This window comes from Asticcacaulis sp. (genome assembly GCF_047605585.1).
Classification (GTDB): domain Bacteria; phylum Pseudomonadota; class Alphaproteobacteria; order Caulobacterales; family Caulobacteraceae; genus Asticcacaulis.
Window position 1 is genome coordinate 24131 of record NZ_JASGFK010000013.1, and the last position, 17255, is coordinate 41385.

The 17255-nt window shown below is 57.9% G+C and carries 13 protein-coding genes and 1 pseudogene; 4 read left to right on the top strand and 10 right to left on the bottom strand.

Annotated features, from left to right (window positions below; all coding sequences use genetic code 11):
- Positions 1 to 88 precede the first annotated feature (88 nt).
- The gene (locus tag QM647_RS18635) at positions 89 to 388 is read right to left on the bottom strand and encodes a TetR/AcrR family transcriptional regulator C-terminal domain-containing protein (RefSeq protein ID WP_414997064.1); all 300 of its coding nucleotides are present in this window, start codon (positions 386 to 388) and stop codon (positions 89 to 91) included.
- A 13-nt stretch (positions 389 to 401) separates the two neighbouring features.
- On the opposite strand from QM647_RS18635, the pseudogene QM647_RS18640 reads away from it, so the two are divergent.
- Positions 402 to 1066 (top strand): annotated as a pseudogene (locus tag QM647_RS18640) (IS5 family transposase); the annotation flags it as partial.
- A gap of 35 nt (positions 1067 to 1101) precedes the next feature.
- On the opposite strand, the gene QM647_RS18645 reads toward QM647_RS18640, so the two are convergent.
- The 9 genes from QM647_RS18645 to QM647_RS18685 all read right to left on the bottom strand — a co-directional run bounded on the left by QM647_RS18645 (position 1102) and on the right by QM647_RS18685 (position 12246).
- Entirely contained in the window at positions 1102 to 2292 is a 1191-nt protein-coding gene (locus QM647_RS18645) for a pyridoxal phosphate-dependent aminotransferase (protein WP_414997065.1), read from the bottom strand.
- Between the two features lie 111 nt (positions 2293 to 2403).
- Positions 2404 to 3735, bottom strand: coding sequence for an APC family permease (locus tag QM647_RS18650; RefSeq protein ID WP_414997066.1), 1332 nt, complete (start codon positions 3733 to 3735; stop codon positions 2404 to 2406).
- Between the two features lie 3 nt (positions 3736 to 3738).
- Entirely contained in the window at positions 3739 to 5226 is a 1488-nt protein-coding gene (locus tag QM647_RS18655; protein WP_414997067.1) for a S10 family peptidase, read from the bottom strand.
- A complete protein-coding gene (locus QM647_RS18660) occupies positions 5223 to 5606 on the bottom strand; it encodes a RidA family protein (RefSeq protein ID WP_414997068.1) in 384 nt (127 codons plus the stop codon). The genes QM647_RS18655 and QM647_RS18660 overlap by 4 nt, the downstream gene beginning before the upstream one ends.
- Complete coding sequence (locus QM647_RS18665; RefSeq protein WP_414997069.1) at positions 5590 to 7617, bottom strand: amidohydrolase family protein; 2028 nt, start codon at positions 7615 to 7617, stop codon at positions 5590 to 5592. Before QM647_RS18665 ends, QM647_RS18660 begins: the two co-directional genes overlap by 17 nt.
- A 50-nt stretch (positions 7618 to 7667) precedes the next feature.
- The gene (locus tag QM647_RS18670; RefSeq protein WP_414997070.1) at positions 7668 to 8636 is read right to left on the bottom strand and encodes an ornithine cyclodeaminase family protein; all 969 of its coding nucleotides are present in this window, start codon (positions 8634 to 8636) and stop codon (positions 7668 to 7670) included.
- A complete protein-coding gene (locus tag QM647_RS18675; protein ID WP_414997071.1) occupies positions 8636 to 10135 on the bottom strand; it encodes a S10 family peptidase in 1500 nt (499 codons plus the stop codon). Before QM647_RS18675 ends, QM647_RS18670 begins: the two co-directional genes overlap by 1 nt.
- Before the next feature lie 141 nt (positions 10136 to 10276).
- Entirely contained in the window at positions 10277 to 10768 is a 492-nt protein-coding gene (locus tag QM647_RS18680) for an Lrp/AsnC family transcriptional regulator (RefSeq protein ID WP_414997072.1), read from the bottom strand.
- A 14-nt stretch (positions 10769 to 10782) separates the two neighbouring features.
- The gene (locus tag QM647_RS18685; RefSeq protein ID WP_414997073.1) at positions 10783 to 12246 is read right to left on the bottom strand and encodes a S10 family peptidase; all 1464 of its coding nucleotides are present in this window, start codon (positions 12244 to 12246) and stop codon (positions 10783 to 10785) included.
- Between the two features lie 288 nt (positions 12247 to 12534).
- Between QM647_RS18685 and QM647_RS18690 the strand changes: the two genes are divergently transcribed.
- The 3 genes from QM647_RS18690 (at position 12535) to QM647_RS18700 (ending at position 17252) form a co-directional block, all read left to right on the top strand.
- Positions 12535 to 13815, top strand: a complete 1281-nt coding sequence (locus tag QM647_RS18690) for an aminotransferase class V-fold PLP-dependent enzyme (protein WP_414997074.1) — start codon at positions 12535 to 12537, stop codon at positions 13813 to 13815.
- 178 nt (positions 13816 to 13993) lie between these two features.
- Complete coding sequence (locus tag QM647_RS18695) at positions 13994 to 15520, top strand: hypothetical protein (RefSeq protein WP_414997075.1); 1527 nt, start codon at positions 13994 to 13996, stop codon at positions 15518 to 15520.
- A gap of 10 nt (positions 15521 to 15530) precedes the next feature.
- Positions 15531 to 17252, top strand: a complete 1722-nt coding sequence (locus QM647_RS18700; RefSeq protein ID WP_414997076.1) for a hypothetical protein — start codon at positions 15531 to 15533, stop codon at positions 17250 to 17252.
- Positions 17253 to 17255 lie beyond the last annotated feature (3 nt).

The window sequence follows — 17255 nt, forward strand, 5'->3', positions numbered from 1 at the left end:
AAAGCGGACATTCCGTCTAAAGGCCTGTAGATGTAGACCGGTTTCGTCAACGGTCACCAATGCGGCTAATGTGGCAGACAGAGGGGAGCTATCCCTTCGATACAAGCAAGCCATTCAAGATAGCTTGGCCATGTTGTTCTGCAAGCTGACCAAGGTCGGGAGGGAGCACGTCGGTCTCCGCAAATATCTGTTGGAATAGGACACCCGCCAGCATCGGCCCGAGAATGGAAAAGGCATAAAGTCTAGGATCCCCAGCCTTCATCTCTCCGCGCTCTTGCGCGCGCTCGATTGCCCCAGTGAGAACTCCCAGTATCTTTGAGACAACCTTGTCGTGCCAGATGATGGCGAGGTCTGGGAAAGCGCGCGCCTCGGCGATCAGCAGGCGCATGATGGCTGGGATCCGCGTGGATGACCGCCGGGTGTTGAGCGGGACCATTTTCGTCAATCGCAAAAGGGTGCGCTGGTGTGGGGCGCCTGCGGTCTATGGTCCACACAAGACCCTCTACAATCGCTGCAAGCGCTGGAGCGCGACCGGTATCCTTGTCACGATAATGGCGGGTCAGTCTGGCGTCCAGGCCGAACGTCGCACGGTGATGATCGACGCGATCTATCTGAAGGCACACCGGACCGCTTCGAGCCTGCGGGTAAAGGGGGGCGGACGACTGATTGGGCGTACGAAAGGCGGCATGAAACACCAAACTTCATGCCGTCACGGACGCGAATGGGCGCCCGATCAGCCTGTACATGACGGCGGGCCAGGTCAGTAATTACACTGGCGCTGCCGCTTAGTTGGACAGTCTGCCCAGAACGAAGTGGCTTCTGGACAACCGGGGTTATGACGCGGATTGGTTCAGGGACGCTTTGCAGGCCAAAGGCACTCCACTCTGCATTCCAGGACGGAAATCCCGAACCGAGCCCGTCAAATACGGCACGGGCCGATATAAACGACGCAATCAAATTGAGATTGGACGACTGAAGGACTGGCGTCGCCACGCGGTATGACCGATCTCCGAACGTCTTTCTGTCCGTCATAGCCATTGCCGCTACATTGCTCTCCTGGCTATGAGTCCTGAGCCTAGTTGTAGGGCCTTATCACTATTATTAAGCAGGTATAGCTCGTGTTGGCGCTGTCTGATATTGGTGAAGACCTATTGTGAAGCGTTCCAGGGCTGCTGTCATGCCAAACGGTTCCTTGGCGAAACCGATCCGAACAAATCCAGGGGCGCCAAAATATTCGCCCGGGGCAACCCTGACATTGTGATTGACGGCCAGCCAGTCGGAAAAGGCGTTGGTGTCTGCAATGCCGACAAGCTTAGGGAAGCAGATGCATCCGTAGCTAGGCATTGAGCCTTCAATCAGGCCTTGATTGGCCAGGTTCGTGAATGCCCTTTCCATGATTGGACGGGTGCGGTTCATAACGTCTTGGCGATAGGCGTCGAAGCGTTGGTCGTCTTCGAGAACCAGGCTCGCAATCGCGTGGGTCAGGTTAGAGCTGGTGAAATCGTATCGCGCCGCCGTATCGCGGATAGGAGCCAGGGTCTCGGGCGACGCAAATACCCAGCCGAAGCGAAGCGTGCTCAAGCCATAGATCTTGGTGAGACTATTGATGGCGATGACGTCGGGTGAGGCCTCTGCGGCGGATCGGGGGCGGGCCCGTTCGGCATAGTCGCCATACACTTCGTCCACGACGATCTTAAGTCCGAACTCGCTGGCAATGCCAGTGAGTGCTTGCAATTCGCCCTCAGACAACAGGGCGCCTGAGGGATTGTGCAGGTCTGACAGAACGATTAGGCGGGTATTGGAGCGAATTTGCCGGCGTAAACCCTCGATATCTATTTTATAGTTTGGAGCCGTTCGCTGAAAGTCCTCGACGTCAACATCCATACCTTCAGCCGTCGTCTCCAGGAGATCGAACCGCGGGGTTTCCACGAGAATATGGTCTCCGGGTTTGAGGTAGGCGCGATAGACCAGGGAAATGGCTGTAGTGGCTGCGGATGTCGTTAAAATATATTCTTCCGGAATTTGGTAGCGCCGTGAAAGCGCCTTTAGCGCAAACGGGTTACCATTCACGAAAGCAGATGTATAGCGATCGCTAACGGTGTTTCCGAAGACCTTTATGATTGTTTCCTGCAGGAGCGTTTTGGGTTCGTCGACCGAACTGTCGAACAGTACGAAGGCGTTACTGCTTTGCGAAATGGCGTGGCGTACCCATTGGGCGTATGACAACGAGGCCGTGGAACGGCGAACGGACGTACTGGCGGGCAGCGGCAGGGGCTGCAAAGGGGTAGTCATTCAGAAATCCTTGTCGGGCCTCGAAGTGGCCTCGGAACCAGGCAAATTTAACTGACGCTGCGCGCAATTCTTATGTGAAGTGGCGGCTAGAGAAGGCAATCTTCGCATAAATTAGTTCGATAAGCGGTCGTTCCCGGTCTTTTTTGTCCAATGACGGATCAGCCAGTAAATCACGCCAATCAATCCCCATACGCCAAGCAGGCCATAGGGACGGATGTCTGCCTCGCTCCCGGCGATAATGATGCCAACTGCACAAAGGGCACCGACGTATCCCAAAAAGAGGATAGTGCCTTTGGACCATTTGAGGGCCGCGTTCGCATAGAGGTCGGGATGGTAGCGGACTAGGTTTGTGGCCGAGATCGAACAGGCCATGTATTTCAGCATCGTCGGAATGTTGACGGCCAGGAGCAGAAAGACCAGGTCGTCGGGCAGGAAGATGCCAGCCAGACCTGCGGCCCAGCAAATAGCGACGGCGATGTAGGGCGTGCCGAATTTTGGATGCACTGCCGTCAAGAAGCGGGGCAAGGCACCTTCCCGGCCCATGGCATACAGTGATCGGGAAAAGCCAAGCGCAATCCCGTTCAGGGATTTCATGATGGACATGGCAGCCGCGCTGATGATGAGCGGCGACGCCCATGGACCAAGCGGGACGCGGGCAGAATCGAGCAGAGGTGTTCGGGTTTGCGCTAGCTTGTCAGGCCCGATTAGGCCGAGGGCGGTGATGGCAACAATGCCATAGACGAGCAGAGTCAGGAGAACGGCCAGTACGATGCCTTGCGGCAGGGTTTTCTGCGGATTCTTGACCTCTTCGCCGATTTCAACGGCGGACTCGATCCCCAGGAATAGAGAAATCATCAGGGTGACGCAGGCCAGGATAGACACCCACCCGTGTCCGATCACGGGTTGGATCAGGTCGAGACTGGTCAGCGGCAGGCCCGTGCCGGCGAAGACCACGAGTACGAAGAGCAGAAGTCCCATCAGAAGGGTCTGGACCCCCGAGGCAATGGACACGCCGAAATAGTTCATGGCGAAGGCGATCGAAATCGCTACTGCCATAGTGAGTTTATGAGGCAAGGCAAAGGCCATGCTGAGATAGCTGACCAACACCGATGACAAAACGATGATCGCGCCCACATTGGCGATGATGCGCAGCCAGGCGATCAGAAAGCCCACAAACGGATGAATAAAGCGACGCGGCCATTCATATGAGGCGCCGGAGGTCGGTAGGGCCGACCCCATGAAAGCGTAACTGGCAGCGAACAGGATCATGGGGATGGTTGCGATCGCCATGGCGATCAGAAGGCCCGATCCGGCCACCTTGGCGGCGGGCTGCAATACCGAGAATATGGACACGCCGATCGCAGAGCCGGCCCCGAACATCACGACCCCGATCAAGCCCACGGTCTGCTTCAGTTTACGGCCGGATGGCCTTGGTTCAGTCATGGTTTATTCCGAGATGAAACGGCGGATATCGGCGGCGGTCGCTTTGCGGCTCTCAGCGCCCATATAGGGCATATGACCCGATGGATAGAGACGCACGGTGACCCGGGCTGCATCGAGGCCAGAGTGAGAAACTGTGTAGTCGGCCATGCCGGCGGTCGTCACGAGGTCATAGGCGCCTTCACCAACGAATACTCGCAGGGCCGGGTTGCGGCGCATGGCAACCGCCAGGTCAGTCGCAAAATTGATATTCGGCGGCACGCCAGGGCCCGCGCCATAGTTCCAGCGTGCATTTATGCTTCTAAATTCGATCGCATGGTATTCGCGGTCGGTCTCCAAGCCCAGATCGTCGCGCCTGTAATCCGCTGCGGCGGCGAGGAAACCCGGAACATATTGGCCCATGGCCGGATCGTCGGCGACCGGATCGCTGCCCGTCGCCGCCAGCGGCAGAGTGAAGCGGCCGTCATACAGGCCGATCTGCAGGCCTTTCGAGGCAAGGGCCTCCTTGGCGTAATCCGAAGGCGATACGCGTAGTTCGTGACTTTGGACATAGGCCGAGCTGAGCCCCGTCAGGGCGGCTATGCGCGCAGCGACTCGATCTTTTTGGTCCTTCGTAGCCGTATCGCCAAGGAACAGGGTTTGCAGATAATCGCCCTTTGCAAAAGCCTTTGCGTCGGCAATCTGCTTGTCGAGCGTCGTGGCGGACTTATCGACCAGACCGTGATACCAGGCTGTGGCGGCGAGGGTTGGCAGGGCTGCCAGATAGGTGACGTCTGTGGTCTCTGCAAAGTTCATCGATTGGCCGTACAGCAGGATACCATTCAAGGTCAGGCCGGTCATATGGCCGGTTTCCATCGGTCCGCCGGCCAGTTTGCGAGCCAGGCGCGCCGCGCGCAAGGTGCCGTAAGATTCGCCGAGAAGGTATTTGGGTGCATTTAGACGGCCGTTGCGGGCGCACCAGGTGTTGATGAATTGCGCGACGGCGGTTGCGTCTTCGTCGACGCCGTAGACTTCAGCCTCGTGTCCGGTTGTGACTGTCGAATACCCCGTGCCGGGTGGATCTATCAGGACGATATCGGCCACGTCGAGCGGGGTATCCGGATTGTCCACCAACGCAAAGGGAGGCACCGTCTCCGGCTTTGTGTCGTCGGAGAAGGCAACACGTTTTGGGGCGATGAGCCCCATCTGCAGCCATACAGATGCAGAGCCTGGTCCACCGTTAAAGACGAATAGGACCGGTCTCACCTTATCCTTGGCCACATCGGTGCGGAGATAGCTGGTCGAGACAATCGTCGCGATCGTCTCACCAGCAGCGTTTTGCAGAGGCATCTCGTCTACAATGCTGCGATAGGTCAGACGCGTTCCATTGGCCGAACCGGTGTGTGTGCGTTCGACATGTAGGAGTGAGGTCGTTTGCGCTTCAGCCTCACTCTGAGACACGGCTAAACTGAGGACAGCGGGTAAAACCAGAATCAGAGCTGTTCTGACCGTCATTGCGGGCTCCCGGCAAAGGCAGTACATTCGATTTCGACCAGAGCCTCCGACAGGAGGGCGGCCACGTGAAAGGTTGTTCGACTGGGCAGGCGAGGGCCATTAAAATATTGCAGATAAATACGATCGAAGCGTTCCAGGTCAGCCAAATCGGCCAAGAGCACCCGGCACTGAACGATGTCGCCGAGGCCAAGGCCATATGGGGATAGAGCGGCAATGATCTTGCTTATGGCGCGGTGGGTCTGCGCTTCGATCGACAAACCGGCGTCCCCATCATTGCCGATTTGACCGGACATATAGAGGCGGTCTCCCACCTTAACCGCATCAGGATAGGGCGCATCAAACGTGTACGGCAGGTGGCGGACCTCAGTCAAAGGCGTCATAGGAATCCCCGGAAGGTGCGGAACCGGAAGCGGTACGAGGTTGCGCCGGGGGCGTAACGATGGGTGGCGTCGTGAAAGGCTTGATCCCTAGAGCATCGTAAATTTCGTTAGGAAAATAGACAAAGCCGCCTTTCAACACCATACGGGTTTCATGCAGGGCGGTTATGTCCTTTGTCGGATCGCCTGCAACGAGGAAGAAATCGGCCAACTTTCCCCGCTCGATGGTACCCAGTTCCTGATCGCGATGGAGATAGGTCTCCATATCGAGTGTGCCGACCTTCAGCGCCTCGGCCGGGCTCATGCCGGCCTTGACGTAGAGCTCCAGTTCACGCCGCACGGAAAAGCCAAGCGTATCGTCCGTACCCGGAAGCAGCTGAATATGGTTGGCATGCAGCATACCCAGCACCGAGACCAGCTGGTCGAATGCTTTGAAGTAGCTGGCGTCTTCCTCTGGCGATTTCAGCGGCACATAGGTGCGCATGCGATAACGTCGGTAGGCGATCGGCATATGATCGAGGTAATATTGATCGGCGGGGAGCACAGTACCGGCGCGGCTCAGCATCAGGCGTTCGACGATCACGGCGGTTGAGTCGAGCGAGGTCTGATGGGCCTTCATCAGCTCGACCGTGTGCTGGACGGGGGCGCTGTTGAGATCGAGCGTGGCGGCGCGTTGCAGGGCCGTTAGCCGAAGAGGCGTGCGCGTATCCTCACCATCCTTCAAGAGCCAGCCCAGAGCGAGTTGATTGATGTGGGTGATCTCGTTGTAGCCATCCGCGATGGCGCGATCAGGTGTGTAGAAGGCCGGGATGTGGCCAACCACATTCATACCGAGGCGATGGGCTTCGGCCGCTGACGGTTTGACCCAATCAGGATTGAAGCTATTATAGATCTTGAGCTGGAAATAGCCGTTGTCGGCATACCATCTTACCGTCTTGTTCGCTTCCTCTTGAGACCCGACCACGACGCCGTAATTGGCCGAATAGGGCGACTTGCCTTCGACGAAGCCGTTGGCGATAATTCGTGGTCCAGCGATTTCCCCCTTGTCGAGCAAATCCATTTGGCCGTCTAGAAAGTCATTGAAGTTGCCCATGTCCCGCACGGCCGTCACGCCCGCAGCCAACAGGAACAGACCGGATGAATCGGTCGTGTGCGAGTGCATGTCATGCAGGCCTGGTACGAGGGTGCCCCCCTGACCGTCGATAATGGTCTCGTCAAGCGGCGCGTCTATCTCGGCCTCCGCCTCAGGCACGATGGTGGCGATGCGATCGCGCACCACATAGACGCTCGATATGGGGCCCAAGCTCCCACTGCGCGGATCGAATACGTGGACATTCTTAATGCGAACCGCACCTGCAAACCGGTGCCCCAGCTTCGTCTGAAGCGCTTTTTGGCGCGCCGCCGACAGATCGGTCGATACCTTGGCAAGGGCTTCGACCTGGCCTTCGTAGCCTTTACGCACAAGCATCTCGCCGCTGATTGAGGCGAAGAGTTCACCCGTCTGATCCAGCAGGAGATAGCCGGGCTGCAGATTGAGACCGTCCAACTGGTAGGCGGTCGCCTTGACGTCGCCAAATGTGTAGGTGTCGAGCGTCGTCAGGCGCAGGTGGCCGCCGGGTAGGACATCGGCTTCCTGGCCCGGTTGTTTCAGCAGCCAGCGCGCATAAAGAGCAAGATTGTAGGGATTGGAATCGTTGACGATGTAAAGCCCGGGGGCTTTCATCTTCAGGTCGCCATGATCGGCCTGGCTGGTCCAGGTGAAATGATCCTTGTCGAAGGCGAACTGTTCATCGACCTTGCCGCCCATCAAGGAGGTGCCACTGATCTGGCCGCTCAGTGGCAGGCCATCCGGCGCCAGGGTCAGGGTCTGCTTGTGCTTGGGACCGCGGCCATTGTCGTCGACAAAGTAGTCGATGCTTATGACCTGACCGGACTGCGTGACGTCCAGGTGACCGATCGGCTGTTTGTTCTGGATCTCGACAAAGCTGGCATCGGCAAGGGCGGAGCCAGTCATCAGGCAGCCGAAAACAGTCGCGAGGAGAACAGAGCGAAGGCGAGAGCGCATCATTGGGCAGCCTGTGCTTTTTGGTGGATATAGGCGGCAGAATAGAGGTCCTGCACGACATGGCCAAGGGACTTGTACACGGTGATTTCCTGGTCGTCGCGGCGTCCGTCGGCAGTGCCGTTGAGCACCTCGCCGATCTCGGCCACGATATGCTCATCGCCGATGAGACCCGCTTCTTTCGCCACAAGGAACTCGGCGCCGGCGGCCAGCACCGAACGGCGGCTATCGGCGATATAGCGCGAGGCCACAACCAGGGCGTTGTCGACTTCTACGGGTCCAGGGCCGGACGAACCCACGATGTTCAGGTGCGTCCCGGGCTCCACCCAGTCCCGAAAAAGGATCGGTTCAGAAGATCCTGTGGTTGTGCAGATAATATCGGCGCCCCGACAGGCGACCTCGGCCGACGCCACTGGAGAAATGGCAAGACCACTCATCCCCGCCATCTCTTCGGCAAACAGGCATGCTTTTTCAAAGTCGCGCGCCCAGACATTTATGTGCTTAAGGTCGCGGACATGGCGGATCGCTTCGATATGCGATCGGGCTTGTGCACCGGCGCCGAAGACGGTCATGAAACGGGCATCGGTACGCGCCAGAGCATCGGTAGCGACGGCGGAGGCCGCGGCGGTGCGAATTTCCGTCACCTCACCGGCATCGGCCGTACACACCAGTTCACCGGTCTCAGGATCGAAGACAATAACCAGGCCATGGTGCTTCGAGCGGCCGGGGTTTTCCGGATTGCGCGCCACACTTATGATTTTGCCGCCAAACGGTCCCAGTTCCCCATCAGGCAAAAGAAAGCCCGGCATCAAGGCCAGAACCTTCAGCGGGGCGAGAGGAATGATGGTACGCAGGGGCTGAGGCACTTCCGATGCTGAGAAGGCCGCCATGGCGGCTCGGACGGCGTCTATACAGCCGGGATAGTCCAGCCATTTGACCACATCTGCGGGGCCGTAGTGCACGCAGGCCATCAGTGACCCTCGGACATGAAGGCGCGGAGATCCGCACCGAGCTGTTTCAAAGCATCGGGATTGGAATAGGCCATGTGACCGCCCTCGTAGAGCTTCAGGCGCGTATTGGCGCGCGGCCAGCCCGACTGTTTCAGGAGCAGCTCTGCGGCGCCGACCGTGGTTTGGGTGTCGAAATAGCCGTTCCCGACAAGGATTTTCATGTTGGGCTGCTTCTTCAACGCGTCTGAGATCATGGCGTAATAGGGATAATCCACGAAGGGTGAGTCCGCGCCGCCATAGCTCCAGCCCTGGCCGATGGCGTCGCAGACAGGATCAGCGGTCAGATACGCAACTTTGTCCGTTAGCTTAAGGAAATCGCGACGGTATGTGGCAAAGCCTGACTCGTAGGCGTCACTCACAATACGCGACGGATCACCGGCGGTTGCCGGTCCAACGTAGCGGGTATCGGCCATCCCCAAGATCAGGCCCTTGTCCTTGAACAAAAGGCGACGATAGCCTTCCTTGGTGAGACGCAGCCGATTGTCGAGATAGTACTGCGTGGGCACGCCGGTGTAAGCGGCTAGTTTTTGAGCGACCGCTGCTTTTTCCTCGGGCGTAATCAAATCGCCCTTATAGAGCGCCGGCAGATATTCGTTATCGGCAAATGTCCGGGCCTCGTTAACGAAGGCCTCTAACGTCAGTCCTTTGCGGTCTGTCGCCTGGTGATACCAGGCCGTGGCAGCGAGTGTCGGTAGGGACACCACATAGCTGATGATATTGGTCGGATGCTGGACGTAGTCGGCGATATTGGCCGCCTGGCCCAACAGAACGACGCCGCCCAATGTCAGGGGATGTTCGGCCTCGGCCAGGTCTTTTATAACTTGAGGCGCACGTATAGTGCCGTAGGATTCACCAAAGACGTAGACTGGCGAGGTTTCGCGGTGATTGGTAATCATCCAGTTGGTGATAGCTTGCGCGAATTCGTCACCGTCGGCCTTAACCGAGAACCAAGCCTTGAGATCCGTGCCGGTCAGGGGACGGCTGTAGCCCGTGCCAGCTGGATCGATAAAGACGATATCGGCAGCATCGAGAGGACTGTCGGGATTGTCGACCAGCGGGAAGGTTTTCGGGTCGGCGGACAGGTCGCGACTTGCTGCTACCCGCATTGGGGCCAGTGCACCCATCTGGAGGTAAAGCGCGGCAGTGATCGGGCCGCCGTTGAATACGAATAGCACGGGCCGCTGCGAGGCATCCTTGACCTTCGCGACATAGGCGAAGGTGACAACCGATAGGGCGTCGCGCCCCGTCTTGTCTTTGACTAAGTAGGAGGCAACTGTGGCCGTGTAATCGATCGCATGTCCCCCGAAAGTGCCTTTGTGTTGCGATACGACCGGCGCGCCGAAGTCGGCTGGTGTGAACGCAGGGGAGGCTGGTGTGTTCTGCGCCAGCGCCGGCGTCACGACCAGCAAACAGACGAGTGCGCTCGTAGACAAAGCCAGACGACGAAGAGGGGTGAACATGGGGAACTTCCTGGAAGTGTGTCTTGTGACCGGAAGTGACGCTACGACGAATTCAATGCAAAAAATTGCTGATTTGCGGCCTTGGTTAAGGCCTTACGGCATAGCTTCCGCCGGCAAACGGCATCAGAGGAATAAACTTTGTCAAGCGGTCTTCACTGCGCGTAAGGGAATGGCAGTCGTTGACTTCAGTTCAGCCAGGGTAATGGTGGATTGGATATCGACGACGCCCGGCAGTTTGAGGATGACATTGAATATGAAGCGCTGATACCAGTCCATGCTTGGGGCGATGACCTTAAGCATAATGTCTTTTTCGCCAAACAAGGTGTGGCACTCCAGGATCTCGGGCGTTGTCTCGATCCGGCGCAGGAACTGCGCCCGCTTGTCCTCGGTGAGGGTAGTCATCTTGAGGTAGGCGAATATAAGTAACGTACCTTCGAACTTGTGCCGGTCGAGGATTGCGACTTCGCCTTTGATGTAGCCCTCTTCCTTTAATCTTTGCAGGCGCCGCCAGCACGGGGATTGGGACACGCCGACCTTGTCAGCCAGATCATTTGTCGACAGGGAGCTGTCGAGCTGAATCTGTTCCAGGATGCGAATGTCGACGGCTGATAAGGGTTCCGAGGGAGGGATCATGGGGGACTCCGGACTTAATGAAGGAAGGCGCGTATTTCGGCGACCTTCGTGGCAAGGTCGTCACTCGGATTGAACACGGAATGTCCGGTCGGCCAAGCCTCGAAACGAACGCGGTCAAGCGGGATATCGCCATGTTCGATCGCGTAACGTGCCGCCCAAACCGGCGTGGCCAGATCAAAGTCCCCGCCCACGACGAGCAGCCGGACATCGCTGCGGGCCTTCATCAGGCGGGACAGGTCTGGGGTTGTGTTCAGGGCAAATTTTTGGTCCGGACGCACGTCGGACCAGTTCCATTTGAAGTTCAGATCTAGAGAGAGAGCGACGTAGTCGGTCGACACCGGTACCTTTAGTTCGTCTCGCAGATAGGCCGTGATGACTGGAGATGTAATGACATTGCTCTTTCCAAGGCCAAGTGAAGGATCGTTTGCCGCCGCCGGTCTATCGGTATTGAGGGGCGGCGCCTTGACCGCCGTGACGCGCATGTCCAGCCGTCCGGTATTCAGGTTCTTGTCGGCATTGAGGTTGGCAAGAAAATCTTCACTGTCGATACGCAGCTTGGCGGCTTCCAGGGCCTTGGCCGGGATGCCGGTGAAGCGCGACAAGCCCGCCGCAACCTTAGCCAAGTCGGGGGGGGCGAGATTCGGGCCCTGGATTAGGGCGGGGGCATAGCTTTGTGTGGCGAAGGATTGAGCGGCGGCCATGAAAGCAGGTAAGGTCAGGCCCTGGCGATCGACTTTTTGATGATACCAGGCGCCGGCCGCAAGGGTAGGCAGTTGTAGCACTTGAGTGAGATCTCCACTGGTCGAGAAATCGAGCGCTGGCGAAATCAGCATCAGGCCTTTTAGGTTTATCGGAGTCTGATTGTCGACGATCTGCCCGGCGATCGTGGCAAGACGGGCCCCGCCATAGCTTTCGCCGACAATAAAAACGGGTGCGCCTTCTCGTCCATTCGTCTGGAGCCAGTCCGTGATGACGTGAAGCACGGCGGCGGCATCGTGGTTGACGCCTAGGAACTGGTTGAGCTCATCCGGCTTGAAGGTCCGGCTCAGGCCTGTGCCGACAGGATCGATAAAGACCAGATCAGTGGCGTCGAGCAGGGTGTTCGGATTATCGACGATCCGGACGTCCTTGCCCTCGGTGCGAATGCGGGGGCCAAAGGCCGACAGGTGTAGCGGCGAGGAAGAAGCGCCTGGGCCGCCATTGAAGAAGAACGTGACAGGGCGTGTGGCTATATCCTTAATGTCTTCGCGCACATAGGCCGTGGCAGACAATGTCGCGACTGGCTCTCCCTTTTCGTCCCTGAGCACGGTCTCGCTAAAGATGGCCCTATAGGGCAGGGACTTGGCACCGAGTTTCAGAGTGTGATGGGTAGCGACGGGCGACTGAACCGGCCCGGTGTGTGCAGACGCGTGCCCAGTGAGAAGGGCGAGGCTCACAGCGGTTGATAGCAGAAAGGCGCGGTAGGGTTTCAGTCGCATGATCCAGCCTTAGAGAACAATTCCACAAATGCCAGCTTATCACTCCTGTCGGCGAGTTCCTCGTTATTGCGGCTGAGATTTAGCTCAATTTGCATAAAATATGCGCTGAACTCCGAAAATCTGAAATATTTATTCTTCAAAATCCACCGCTCCTGCGCATAAATAATGCTGGGTAAGCGGCTTCCTCGCATGGGCCTTGCGAAAAACCGGTCAAATAGGGCGCGAAAGGCAAGATTATTCCGAAAGTCCCGCTATTCTGGCACAGAGTAGGGGCTTGAGGAGACCGAGATGACCATCACACGCAGATCCTGGCTGCAAACGGCGGGCGCCTTGTCGGTGAGCGGCGGCAGTAGTGCACTGGCGGCACAGAACGCGTCCGCAGACGCGCCCAAGTTGACTGGTGATCCCTATGCAGGTCCGTCGGCGGCGGTTTCCTTTCCCGACAAGGCGGGGTTTGCCCCCATGGCCGTTACCTATCTAAATAGCGGTACCTATCATCCCTTCAGCACGGGCGCGCAGAATGCTTTGGACGCCTATTCCTCGCATCGCGGCTTAATCCCAGGTTATGAAGAGGTACAGGTGGATGATGCCCGTGTCTTGCAGAAGTTTGCGAAGCTGATCAATGCCGATATCGATGAGGTGACTTTCGTTCAGTCGACCACCATGGGCGAGAACATGATCGTCAAAGGGTTGGGCTTGGGCGAGTCAAAAGCACGGATCGTGACCGACAGTCTGCATTTCTTCGGATCAATCCCGCTATACGAGGAATTGCAGAAACAGGGCTGCGAGGTGATCTGGGTCAAGGACCGCGATGGCCGGATCGACCTGGACGATATGAAAAAGGTCATTACGCCTGGCACCAAATTGGTGGCGCTTTCGCTGGTATCGACCATCAATGGCTTCGAACATGATCTCAAGGCTGTGTGCGACCTGGCCCATGCTCAGGGCGCTCTGGTCTATGCCGATATTGTGCATGCTGCGGGTTGTATTCCAGTTGACGTAAAGGCAAGTGGGGTCGATTTCGCCGCCTGCGCCAGCTACAAGTGGTTGATGGGTGATTTCGGTCTTGGTTTCGTTTATGCTCGCAAGGGTGTCCAGCATCTGATCAAGCGCCCGTTTGTTGGCTATTACGCGCTAAATGCGTTCACGCCCCATCTCTATCCTCTGGATGCACCGGGCAACCAACCGGCGGAGTACGGCTTCGAGAACTCGGCCAAAGGTTTGTTTGCCGTGGGCACGAGCTCGGAATCTTTACTGGCGCAACTGGACTATTCGCTGGGTTATCTACTCGCCAACGGACCGTCGCGCATCCAGGCACATGCGCAGACCTTGACGACCCAGCTCAAGACCGAATTGCCGAAACTGGGATACAAGGTCATGACGCCCGCTGATAGTCGCTCGCCCATGGTGGCCTGCATTTATCCCAATGCCCGGGGGCTGGATGACAAGCTGACGGCCGGCAAGGTCAAGATCAGCCTGTCGGCCAATCGTTTCCGCTTTTCGGTATCGGTATTCAACGACTACGCCGACATAGAGCATGCCTTGGCCGTGCTCGGCAAATCCGCATAAATTATGCACTGGACGGGCGTTTGCCGCTGCCTTTCGAAAAGAATCTGCACGTGAAGGGCAGTATTGTCGACGGGCGCTGAATCTTTCGACCCGCGCATAGGCGAGCGCAGAGGCCGTTGTCACTCCGGGCGGCGTCTGCGCTCGTGTTTGATAGATCAGTAGAGGCAAAGAACCATTGATGAACAGGAAACGCGTCTGGACCTTTGGAGTCGCGGCCTTCAGTATTATCAATTTTGGCGCGGGGGCATTAATTGCTCAGACCTTGACCGAGCCCCGCCTGTCCATGACATGGAAGCCGTTGGCCGAAAACGGTGAGGTGGCCGCAATTGCCGTGTCTGAAACAATCGACGGGGCGAAGTTGGAAGCGGGTGAGCGGCTCAGCTTCAGCGCGCCGGTCGTCTACGCCGCCGTCACTGGCGTTGCGGATCGCATAACGGACCTAAAGGTTTCTGACGTCGACGGCGGGGTCGACCTGATCATTGATGAGGATAAGGCAGCACCAGGTGGCATGCCCTATTATCGTCATTGGCGCGCACGTCGCGCCGTAAAGTGGCCGGTGACAGTTACCTACAAGGCACTAGTGCAGCCGGTAGGCAGCCCCAACGGGCCGGCCTTTGGCATTCGTCCCTCCGGCGGTGGGGTTAGTGGTTCTGGCGGTGGCTTTCTGCTCCTGCCCGAAAATGCCGGCACCACCAAAACCCGAGTGGAATGGGACCTGAGCGCCTTGCCTGCCGGATCGATTGGTGTGACGACCTTTGGCGAAGGCGCCTTCAATGTGGCAGGCGCACCGGACGCGGTGACGGAAGGCTGGCTGATGGCTGGTCCGGCCCAGCATCTCGAACTGAAGGACAACAGTCACTTCAAGGCCTACTGGCTAGGCACGCCCCCTTTTGATGCAAAGGCGGAGATGGATTGGGCGGCGCGGGGGTATGCTTTATTGAGCCAATCCTACAAATATCTAGACCCGGCGCCGGACTACCGCGTTTTTTTGCGCGCTCTTGATACGCCGCCTTATGGCGGCGGTACGGCGCTTGGTAACTCCTTCATGTTTTCGATGGCCGCCGGCAAACCGCGCGATGTCCTCGACACGCGGGTCACGCTTTTTCACGAGATGGGCCACCAGTGGGTCGGCCAGATGGAAGGGGGCATTAACAGCAACTGGTTCAATGAAGGGCTTAACGTGTACTACACGACGGTCCTGCCGATGCGCGGCGGCCTGATGAGTGTCACGGACTACGGCAACCTCCTCAACCAGCAGGCCAAGGACTATTACACCAGCCCGGCCAGGAACTGGTCGGCCGACAAGATCGCCGAGGTTGGCTTTGGCAGCGAGCAAATCCGTCATACGCCCTATATGCGTGGTCAACTCTATTTCGCCGATCTGGATGTAAAGATACGCAAGCACCCCCACGGCAAGCATACACTCGACAGTTTCCTGGCGCCTATGTTTGTCGAACGCGAGAAGGGGCGCAAGGTCGACCAGGCCTGGTGGGAAGACAGGTTGCGGGATGAGTTGGGGCCACAGGCTGTCTCCGAGTTCAGGGCGATCAATGTCGACGGCAGTCAGACGATCGATCCGGCCTCTGGAGCGTGGGGGCCGTGTTTCGAACGTAAGGCGACCAGCTTCAAGACCGACATCGGATCGGTCACCGGCTATCAATGGATTCGTCGCAAGGCGATCCCAGACACTGCCTGTCACAATTAAGGATCGTATCGTGCGCAGCTTACCTTACTTCCTGGCCACCTTCACCGCCCTTGTCACGACGGCCAGTGCCGTCCATGCTGGTGAACCGATCGGCCTTGACATCATACTCACGCCCCAAGTGTCGGGAGGCGCGGTCACAGGGCTCAAGGTTTCCGAACACTTCGGCGGCACGGACGGCGCCACCCTGACCGTATCAATCCCGCACAAGATCGCTACCCTCCTGCGCATCTCCGACCGGATAACCCGCGTTGAAGGCAGGGACGCAAATGGACCGATTGTTCTCAAAGCTACCGAAGGGGAGGGGCAGCTCGGGACTTCTACCCTCTATACAACGGACCGGCCTATATCGGGCGATCTGACTGTCGTCTATGATGTGGCGGTGTCGGATGAAAAGGCGTCCGGGCCCAACTGGGAACTGCGCGCCGAAGGACAGAGCGTCAGTGGCAACGGCGCCACCTTTCTCCTACTGCCGGACACTGAGAAGCCCTATGTCGTTCATCTGCTCTGGGACCTCAGCCAAATGGCGCCTGGCGCACGGGCCATCGATTCGTACGATCGCGATCCGTCAAAACAAACGGCCCCTTTATTCCGCTTGCGTCAGACCTATTTCATGGCCGGGTCTCTGGTGACGGTGCCCGCCGACCTGTCCACGGCCGGCGCGTTCCGCTCAGCCTCGCTTGCGATCAACAACATCCCGCAAAAGCCGTTGCTGGAATGGTCAGAAAAAGCCTATGGCCGCATGGCAGCCTTTTTTGGTTTTCCATCTGAGCCGCCTTTTACCTTGCTGCTACGATCGAACAATTATCACAATATGAGCGGGACTGCCGGGCCCGAGGGCCTTATCGCCACCATGTCTCCGGATACGCCGATGTGGGAGGTCGACAGTCTGATCGCTCACGAGAGTGTCCACGTCTATCTCAATGGCCTGATGAATGCCGACGATGGTTTGAAGAGTGACGACACGGCCTGGTTCAGCGAAGGCATAGCGGTCTACTATCAGCGCCAGGCGCCGTTCGACACGGGGTTGTTTACGCCGGAAGAGTTCATTCTCGACCTCAATGACACGACAAGGCGCTATTACTCGAACCTGAGCAGTACCGTGCCGATGAAGACCGCCATCGCCGATTTCTGGACGGACGCGCGTGGACGCGTGCAACCCTATGATCGCGGCGCGCTCTATTTCGCGGTCCTCAACGGAGAGATACGCGCCAAGTCGGGCGGCAAGCGGTCGTTGGACGATCTGGTGAAAGCGTTCTTGAAGCGCAAGCTGGATGGCCAATCAGTGGAACTGAAGGATTGGCTTGATCTGATCACAAACGAGTTGGGACCCGAGGCCCTCACTGAATATCAGGCCATGTTAGACGGTGCGTGGCAATTGCCGGCATCGGACGCGTTTGGCCCTTGTTTTGAGCGCTATGAAGAACAGATGCCGGTGTTCGAGCTGGGGTTCGCGCAAAAAAGCCTTACGCAGTCGCCGCGTGTTATTACCGATCTGAATCCACAGTCGCCTGCGGCCAAGGCCGGGGTGCGAGAGGGTGACAAGGTGATTGCCCCGGTGATCCTCGACCCGGCCCAATCGCATCCGGAGCAACCGATCAATCTGCATATCGATCGGGGCGGTCAGATCCTGGACATTCACTTCAAACCGGAAGGCCCGTTGACGAAGGGATACCTATGGCGCCTGGCCCCAGCAAACGCCGACTGTCAGGCAATATTGGCAATGCGGCCGTAATGC

What these genes read in the sequence shown, in the direction of transcription:
- QM647_RS18655 (WP_414997067.1), bottom strand. Translation starts at nt 5,226, where the DNA reads ATGACGGTCAGAACAGCTCTGATTCTGGTTTTACCCGCTGTCCTCAGT.
- QM647_RS18650 (WP_414997066.1), bottom strand. Translation starts at nt 3,735, where the DNA reads ATGACTGAACCAAGGCCATCCGGCCGTAAACTGAAGCAGACCGTGGGC.
- QM647_RS18645 (WP_414997065.1), bottom strand. Translation starts at nt 2,292, where the DNA reads ATGACTACCCCTTTGCAGCCCCTGCCGCTGCCCGCCAGTACGTCCGTT.
- QM647_RS18670 (WP_414997070.1), bottom strand. Translation starts at nt 8,636, where the DNA reads ATGGCCTGCGTGCACTACGGCCCCGCAGATGTGGTCAAATGGCTGGAC.
- QM647_RS18690 (WP_414997074.1), top strand. Translation starts at nt 12,535, where the DNA reads ATGACCATCACACGCAGATCCTGGCTGCAAACGGCGGGCGCCTTGTCG.
- QM647_RS18685 (WP_414997073.1), bottom strand. Translation starts at nt 12,246, where the DNA reads ATGCGACTGAAACCCTACCGCGCCTTTCTGCTATCAACCGCTGTGAGC.
- QM647_RS18695 (WP_414997075.1), top strand. Translation starts at nt 13,994, where the DNA reads ATGAACAGGAAACGCGTCTGGACCTTTGGAGTCGCGGCCTTCAGTATT.
- QM647_RS18675 (WP_414997071.1), bottom strand. Translation starts at nt 10,135, where the DNA reads ATGTTCACCCCTCTTCGTCGTCTGGCTTTGTCTACGAGCGCACTCGTC.
- QM647_RS18665 (WP_414997069.1), bottom strand. Translation starts at nt 7,617, where the DNA reads ATGACTGGCTCCGCCCTTGCCGATGCCAGCTTTGTCGAGATCCAGAAC.
- QM647_RS18680 (WP_414997072.1), bottom strand. Translation starts at nt 10,768, where the DNA reads ATGATCCCTCCCTCGGAACCCTTATCAGCCGTCGACATTCGCATCCTG.
- QM647_RS18635 (WP_414997064.1), bottom strand. Translation starts at nt 388, where the DNA reads ATGCGCCTGCTGATCGCCGAGGCGCGCGCTTTCCCAGACCTCGCCATC.
- QM647_RS18660 (WP_414997068.1), bottom strand. Translation starts at nt 5,606, where the DNA reads ATGACGCCTTTGACTGAGGTCCGCCACCTGCCGTACACGTTTGATGCG.